The organism is Stenotrophomonas sp. STEN031, assembly GCF_056759975.1.
Genome location: NZ_JBRREA010000103.1, coordinates 1 through 6,574 on the forward strand (window position 1 = coordinate 1; position 6,574 = coordinate 6,574).

The following is a 6,574-nucleotide window of genomic DNA, read 5'->3' on the forward strand; positions in this document are numbered from 1 at the left end:
TGAAAGCAAGAACTCGAAGCCAAAGCCAAAGCCAACACCAAAAGCAAAAGCCAAAACCAAAACCAAAACCAAAACCAAAACCAAAACCAAAACCAAAACACTACCCAACTATCTCATCCCACAAATCCCGCCACTCGGGATTCACCTCTTCCACCAACCGCAACTTCCACTCCCGGTTCCACCTCTTCAGCTGCTTCTCTCGAAGAATCGCCGCTTCCATGCACCCGTGAAGCTCGTACCAGACCAGCTTGTCCACGTTGTAGCGTTTGCTAAAACCATCAACCACATGCTGCCGGTGTTGCCAGGTCCGCGCCACCAGATTGCTGGTGACGCCGATGTAGAGCGTGCCGTGTTTCTTCGATGCCAGAAGATAGACGGCGGGTTGTTTCATTCACTCTCGCTCAAGAGCCAGAGCGATCCCCGCCTTCGCGGGGATGACGAGCCAAACAGGAGCAGAGCGCATCACGCCCGCGCAGCTGCCAGCTCGGCGATGCGAGCATGGTGCGCACGCAGCTCGGCCGCTTCGACAGCGAAGATGCCCATCTGCCCGACCTTGAACTCGTTCCAGGACATGTAGACCTCCGGCAGCAGCTTGATCAGGTGCTGTTCGGAATCGCCCACTTCGCAGATCAGCAGGCCGTCTTCGGTCAGGTGATCCGGCGCGTCACGCAGGATCTTCAGCACCAGATCCAGGCCGTCGTGGCCGGCACGCAGGGCCAGGTCCGGCTCGTGCTGGTATTCCTTGGGCAGCGCGTCGGTCTCGTCATTGGTGACGTAGGGCGGATTGGTCACGATCAGGTCGTAGACGCGACCCTGCAGTCCCGCGAACAGATCGCTCTTGACCAGCTCCACGTTGTGGGCAAGCAGGCGCTCCTTGTTTTCTACCGCCAACGACAGCGCGGCGTCATTGACGTCACTGCCATCGACCTGCCAGTTGGGGTAGTAATGGCCCATGGCGATGGCGATGCAGCCCGAGCCGGTGCACAGGTCCAGCGCGCGACTGACGTCACGGCCAGCCAACCACGGCTCGAAGCCATTGAGGATCAGCTCGGCAATCGGCGAGCGCGGCACCAGCGCGCGGGCATCGCTCTTGAAGCTCAGCCCGGCAAACCAGGCCTCACCGGTCAGGTAGGCGGCCGGCAGGCGCTCGTCTATGCGGCGCTGGAACAGTGCCAGCACCCGCTGCCGCTCCTCCAGCAACAGCTTGGCCGCGCCATAGGCCGGACCCAGGTCCGGTGGCAGGTGCAGGCTGTGCAGGGTCAGCTGGGTGGCCTCGTCTAGCGCGTTGTCATAGCTGTGGCCGAAGCTCAGCCCGGCAGCATTGAAACGGCTTGCGCCGTAGCGGATCAGATCGACGATCGTATGGAGTTCAGCGGCCGCTTCGGCAGTCATGGCAATACGGAAATACTTGAAAGGTCTGCGATTATAGGCATCCGACCGGTATATTGACTGCCCAGTTGCAGCCGAAACTTCGGCTTTGGCCTCCAAAAGGCACCCAAACGCCGGCCAAACCACCGGGATGTACGCCTGCAATCCCCTACACTCCCGTATCCCGCCCACGGCGGACGCCCTGTCCCGCCGCCGTACCCGAACGGAAGCCCGCGCGCATGTTCAATCGAAACACCGGCATCATCCTGGCCATCGCCCTGGCCGCCGGCCTCGGCCTGCTGTTGGCGCAGAAGGTCTTTGGCCCCTCCAACAAGGGCAGCGAGGGCACCAGCAGCATCCTGTTCTACGGCACCCCGCGTACCCTGCCGGAGTTCGACCTGGCCCAATCCGATGGCACCCGCCTGATCCCCGGCGAGCTGCGCGGCCATTGGACCCTGGTGTTCCTGGGCTTCACCTCTTGCCCGGACGTATGCCCGACCACCCTGACCGAGCTGGCCAAGGCCCAGAAACAATGGGAAACCATCCCCGACAGCCTGCGCCCGCGCGTGGTGCTGGTGTCGGTGGACCCCGAGCGTGACACCCCGAACCGCCTGGGCGAGTACGCCCATGCCTTCCACAAGGACACCATTGCCGCCACCGCCGACGTGCCCTCGCTGGAGCGTTTTGCCACCTCGCTGGGCATGGTGTTCCAGAAGGCCCCGGGCAAGCACTTCGAGCAGAACCCGGACGACTACAGCATGGACCACTCCGCCAGCATCGCCGTGCTCGACCCGCAGGGCCGGCTGGCCGGCCTGATGCGCCCCCCGTTCAACCCGCAGGCCATTGCCAGCGACCTGATCAAGCTCACCGAGAAATCCGCACCATGAGTCTGGTTACACGCCTCACCTATGTATTGCCGCACCGCCTGCTGTCGTCGATGGCCCGCTCGCTGGCCTATTCGCAGAACCCGCGCATCTCGCGCTGGCTGATCGACACGGTGACCGCCAAGTTCAACGTCAACCTGGCCGAAGCCGCCAACCCGGACCCGCGCAGCTATCCCAGCTTCAATGCCTTCTTCACCCGTGCCCTGAAGCCGGGCGCACGCGTGCCCGCCGCCGATCCGCGCACCCTGACCATGCCGGCCGACGGCCACATCAGCCAGCTGGGGCCGATCGAGGAAGGCCGCATTTTCCAGGCCAAGGGCCAGTCCTTCACCGCTGCCGAGCTGCTGGGCGATGCCGCCGACGCGGTGCCGTTCGACAACGGCCTGTATGCCACCGTGTACCTGTCGCCGCGCGACTACCACCGCGTGCACATGCCGTGGACCGGCACCCTGCGGGAAACCGTGCACGTGCCCGGCCGGCTGTTCAGCGTCGGCACCGATGCGGTGGCCAATGTGCCGCGCCTGTTTGCCCGCAACGAGCGCCTGGTCTGCCACTTCGACACCGATTTCGGGCCGATGGTGCAGGTGATGGTTGGCGCGCTGCTGGTCAGCGGCGTGGAAACGGTGTGGAGCGGCGAGGAAATCCCCGCCTACGGCGACCACATCACCCGCAAGGACTGGCGCGGCAAGGGCATCACGCTGGAGCGTTTCGCCGAAATGGCGCGTTTCAACTACGGCTCGACCGTGATCGTGCTGCTGCCGCCGGGCGTTGCCGATTTTGACCCCTCGCTGACGGCCGAGAGTCCGGTGCAGCTGGGACAGGCGCTGGCCAAGCTGCGCTGACAGCGGCGCGTCCGATTGCAGGAGCGGCGTAAGCCGCGAAGCAGATAGGCCCTCAGATTGCAGAAGCTCTGAGCGCTGAAATCATCCCAGCTTCGCGACTTACGCCGCTCCTACAAAACCAAACAAAAAAGGGCGCCTTTCGGCGCCCTTCCTGGTTCAACGGCCGCAGCCTTCCAGCTTCAGGCTTTGCCCGGGCTTGAGTGCGTAAGCCGGCGCGCGCAGGCCATTGGCGCGCGCCAAGGCCGGCAATTCGCATTGGAAGCGGTTGGCGATACCGCCGAGGGTGTCGCCGCGGGCAACCTTGTAACTGCGTACTGCAGGCCGACGTGCCGGCGCAGCCGGACGCGGTGCCGGGGCTGCCACCGGCGCCACCGCCTGCGCGGCCTGCATCGCCTGTACATCACCCACTGCCACGCTACCGGTAACCGTCGCCGCCGAGGGGCGCTTGATCGCGGCGTTCAGGTCCGCCGTGATCAGCGCACGGGCCAGATCGGCGCGCGGGCCACTGACGCAGTAACGGTTGTACAAGCCAGCAATGCGAGTGGTCACATTGATGGTGGTGCCGCCCGGAATCCAGCCATCGGCCTCATAACGCGGATTGAGATTGCGCAGCGCGCGCATGTAACCGTCACGGGTACCGGTGCTGCCCAGGCAGATGGTCAGCTCGTAGATGGTGGTCGACTTGGCCAGGCGGAGTGTCGCCGGCTGCGCGTTGAGCTTGGGGAATTCCACACCGTACTGCTGCGGATGCAGGAAGATCCACGCCGCGGCGATCACCATCGGCACGTAATCCTTGGTCTCGCCCGGGAACTGGTTGTACGAGGTATCGGTCCAGAAGCTCTGCCCGCCGGTTTCGCGGTAGATGCGCGCGGCACGGCCTTCGCCACCGTTATAGGCAGCCAAGGCGTATTCGATGTTCTTGTTGAGCCCGCGCATGCGCTCATTCATGTAATCGGCACTGGCACTGGCTGCGCTGCGCGGATCAAAGCGGGTATCGAAGCCGGTGCCGTCCGGACCCAACCCGAAACGGCGGCCAGTGGCCGGCATGAACTGCATCAGCCCGGCCGCGCCAACGCGCGAGGAGGCATGCACGCGACCATTGGATTCCTTGGCCATGATGCCGAACAGCAGGGCTTCGGGCAGGCCGTCCTTCTCCCATTCCGGCCACATGATCCCGCGCAGGTTCATGTAGTTCTCATAGCTGGTCAGCAGCGAGGGCCGCATATCGGTGAGCCAGCGACGGATGCCGGCCTGGATGGCCGGGTTGTACTCGACCATGTCGTCGAAGGCATGGCGATGATCGTTCAGCAGTGCTGCCGCACGCGCGGCTTCAGGCACGTCGGCCACCAACGGCGCGATATGGTCCGGATCGGCTTCCAATGGGCCGCCATCTTCACCTTCCGCGTCGCCGCTGGCATCAGCCCGTTGCTTGAGCAGGCGTTTATAGGTTGCCAGCAGGTTGCTGACCTGGCAGCCCTTCTGCGCGATGCAGGCACTGATCACGTCCTCCATGTCTTCCAGCGCCGCGTCGCCCTCGGTAGTGCCCTTGGGGTCGGCATTGGCAACCAGCACCAGCGCATCGCTGTAACGCTTCTCGGCCGCCGTCATCCGCGCTTCGATGGCATCGACCTTGACCTTGTCGCGGGCTGAGATCGCCTGGGCGGCCGGAGCCACGGTCAACAACGAGGTCGCCAGCAGCAACGACCAACGACGAGCAGGTAACAGGGATACGGGCATCAGCAGCACTGCATGACAAAGGTGAGGCAGGGTAGCTGGCAGACTGACCCGGGGGCAACATTGCCACCGCCGCGATACAGTCGGCCGTTAGAATCCTTCCTTCATTCATCAATGAGTGCCTCCATGGACCCGATCCTGCTCGGCAAAGGCGTCACCGACGACATCGCCGTCACCCTGCTCCCGCGCTTCGGCAACCGTCACGGCCTGGTGGCCGGCGCCACCGGTACCGGCAAGACGGTGACCTTGATGACGCTGGCCGAGGGTTTCTCGCGGCTGGGCGTGCCGGTGTTCATGGCCGATGTGAAGGGCGACGTGGCCGGCCTTGCGGTTGCCGGCGAAGGCGGCGAGAAGCTGGCCCAGCGCGCCGCCGAGATCGGCGTCGACGGCTTTGCCCCGGCTGCCAGCCCGGTGGTGTTCTGGGACCTGTACGGCAAGCTCGGTCATCCGGTGCGCACCACCGTCAGCGAGATGGGCCCTACCCTGCTGGCCCGCATCCTCGAACTCAACGACACCCAGTCCGGCGTGCTCGACATCGTCTTCAAGCTGGCCGATGACCGCGGCCTGCTGCTGCTCGACCTGGACGATCTGCGCGCCCTGCTCGGCCTGGTGGCCGAGGAGCGCAAGGACATCTCCACCGAATACGGCCTGGTCAGCGCGCAGTCGGTGGCGGCGATCCAGCGCTCGCTGCTGCGCCTGTCGCAGGACGGCGGTGAAGCCTTCTTCGGCGAGCCGGCGCTGGAACTGGCCGACATCATGCGGGTCAACCACGATGGCCGCGGCGTGATTGGCATCCTTGCCGCCGCCCAGCTGATCCTCAAGCCGCGCCTGTATTCCACCTTCCTGCTGTGGCTGCTGTCCGAGCTGTTCGAGCAGCTGCCGGAAGTGGGCGATCTGGAAAAGCCCAAGCTGGTCTTCATCTTCGACGAAGCCCACCTGCTGTTCGACGATGCGCCGCCTGCACTGGTGCAGCGCATCGAGCAGGTGGTGCGCCTGATCCGCTCCAAGGGCGTGGGCGTGTACTTCTGCTCGCAGTTCCCGGATGACGTGCCCGGCAACATCCTCGGCCAGCTCGGCAACCGGGTGCAGCACGCACTGCGCGCCTTCACCCCGCGCGACCAGAAGGCGGTGAAGACGGCGGCCGAAACCTTCGTGCAGAACCCCAAGCTCGACGTGGTCGCCACCTTGTCGCAACTGGGCACCGGCGAAGCACTGGTGTCCACGCTGCAGGACAAGGGCGTTCCCTCGCCGGTGCAGAAGACCCTGATTGCGCCGCCACGCTGCCGCATGGGTTCGATCACCGATACCGAGCGCGCCCAGGTGCGTGCCGGCAGCCCGGTCGGCACCCGCTACGACAACGCCGTCAACCGCGAGTCCGCCGCCGAACTGCTGGCGCAACGCGCGGAGAAGGTGGTCGAACAGGCACCCGCAGCGCGTACGCGCCAGCAGGACGAGGCACAGGAAGGTGGCTTCGGCCAGAGCATCAAGGATGCGATCTTCGGCACCAAGCGCCGCCAGGGCATGATCGAAACCATGGCCAAGCAGACCACGCGCACCGTCGGCACCAAACTGGGCAACCAGATCGTACGCGGCATCCTCGGCAGCATCTTCGGCGGCAAGCGCTGAGCAGCAATACCGGGCCGGGGGGGGGGCGGCGCCCGCGCCGCCCGACCCCGCCCCGGGGGGCGCCCCCCCCCCCCCCGGCGCCCCCCCCATGGAGAGGGCCCCGGGGGGGGGGGGGGGTGG

The 6,574-nt window shown here is 65.3% G+C and carries 6 protein-coding genes; 3 read left to right on the forward strand and 3 right to left on the reverse strand.

The window, feature by feature from the left end:
• Positions 1-100: 100 nt before the first annotated feature.
• Together ACVOLQ_RS22095 and prmB are read right to left on the reverse strand one after the other, a co-directional pair.
• A complete protein-coding gene (locus ACVOLQ_RS22095; protein ID WP_481529318.1) occupies positions 101-391 on the reverse strand; it encodes a GIY-YIG nuclease family protein in 291 nt (96 codons plus the stop codon).
• Between the two features lie 71 nt (positions 392-462).
• Positions 463-1,392 carry a 50S ribosomal protein L3 N(5)-glutamine methyltransferase gene (prmB, locus tag ACVOLQ_RS22100; protein WP_481529319.1) on the reverse strand — a complete coding sequence of 310 codons (930 nt, stop codon included), beginning with the start codon at positions 1,390-1,392 and terminating at the stop codon, positions 463-465.
• A 215-nt stretch (positions 1,393-1,607) separates the two neighbouring features.
• On the opposite strand from prmB, the gene ACVOLQ_RS22105 reads away from it, so the two are divergent.
• Both ACVOLQ_RS22105 and asd read left to right on the forward strand, forming a co-directional pair.
• The gene (locus ACVOLQ_RS22105; RefSeq protein WP_481529320.1) at positions 1,608-2,255 is read left to right on the forward strand and encodes an SCO family protein; all 648 of its coding nucleotides are present in this window, start codon (positions 1,608-1,610) and stop codon (positions 2,253-2,255) included.
• Entirely contained in the window at positions 2,252-3,094 is an 843-nt protein-coding gene (asd, locus tag ACVOLQ_RS22110) for an archaetidylserine decarboxylase (RefSeq protein ID WP_481529321.1), read from the forward strand. The genes ACVOLQ_RS22105 and asd overlap by 4 nt, the downstream gene beginning before the upstream one ends.
• A 156-nt stretch (positions 3,095-3,250) precedes the next feature.
• On the opposite strand, the gene ACVOLQ_RS22115 is transcribed toward asd, so the two are convergent.
• The gene (locus ACVOLQ_RS22115; RefSeq protein ID WP_313173573.1) at positions 3,251-4,831 is read right to left on the reverse strand and encodes a transglycosylase SLT domain-containing protein; all 1,581 of its coding nucleotides are present in this window, start codon (positions 4,829-4,831) and stop codon (positions 3,251-3,253) included.
• Positions 4,832-4,954: 123 nt separating this feature from the next.
• Between ACVOLQ_RS22115 and ACVOLQ_RS22120 the strand changes: the two genes are divergently transcribed.
• Entirely contained in the window at positions 4,955-6,454 is a 1,500-nt protein-coding gene (locus ACVOLQ_RS22120; RefSeq protein WP_313494462.1) for a helicase HerA-like domain-containing protein, read from the forward strand.
• Positions 6,455-6,574: the final 120 nt, after the last annotated feature.

Coding starts and splice junctions, on each gene's coding strand:
- ACVOLQ_RS22095 (WP_481529318.1), bottom strand. CDS start 391: ATGAAACAACCCGCCGTCTATCTTCTGGCATCGAAGAAACACGGCACG.
- prmB (WP_481529319.1), bottom strand. CDS start 1,392: ATGACTGCCGAAGCGGCCGCTGAACTCCATACGATCGTCGATCTGATC.
- ACVOLQ_RS22105 (WP_481529320.1), top strand. CDS start 1,608: ATGTTCAATCGAAACACCGGCATCATCCTGGCCATCGCCCTGGCCGCC.
- asd (WP_481529321.1), top strand. CDS start 2,252: ATGAGTCTGGTTACACGCCTCACCTATGTATTGCCGCACCGCCTGCTG.
- ACVOLQ_RS22115 (WP_313173573.1), bottom strand. CDS start 4,831: ATGCCCGTATCCCTGTTACCTGCTCGTCGTTGGTCGTTGCTGCTGGCG.
- ACVOLQ_RS22120 (WP_313494462.1), top strand. CDS start 4,955: ATGGACCCGATCCTGCTCGGCAAAGGCGTCACCGACGACATCGCCGTC.